Origin of the sequence: Streptomyces sp. AC558_RSS880 (assembly GCF_019049255.1) — a bacterium.
GTDB lineage: Bacteria > Actinomycetota > Actinomycetes > Streptomycetales > Streptomycetaceae > Streptomyces.
Map to the genome: position 1 here is coordinate 1 of NZ_JAGMUJ010000201.1, position 389 is coordinate 389.

The 389-nt window shown below is 68.9% G+C and carries 1 protein-coding gene; it reads right to left on the bottom strand.

The features are described from left to right. Positions 1-86: 86 nt before the first annotated feature. The coding region (locus tag KUM38_RS40885; RefSeq protein WP_217137227.1) for a transposase at positions 87-389 on the bottom strand (303 nt) is incomplete at its 5' end.

The window sequence follows — 389 nt, forward strand, 5'->3', positions numbered from 1 at the left end:
TGTGGGTATGTCGCGGTGGCAGGTGGGGCAGGCGCCGGTCCAGGTGGCGAGGAGTGTCTGCAGGTTCCGGACGACTTGGTAGAGGCTCAGGCCGGCGCCGGATCTTTTGGGTCTCGCGTCAGTCGTTGGAGGGTGCAAAAGGCATGGGCGGCGGAGACGAGGGTGACGTGGTGATGCCAGCCGGCCCAGGTGCGGCCTTCGAAGTGGGCCAGGCCCAGGGCTTGTTTCATCTCCCGGTAGTCGTGCTCGATGCGCCAGCGGAGCTTGGCCAGCCGCACCAGCGTGGCCAGCGGCATGCCCGAGGGCAGGCTCGACAGCCAGAACTGCACCGGCTCGCTCTCACCGGCGGGCCATTCGGCCAGCAACCACCGCTCGGGGAGCTCCGGACC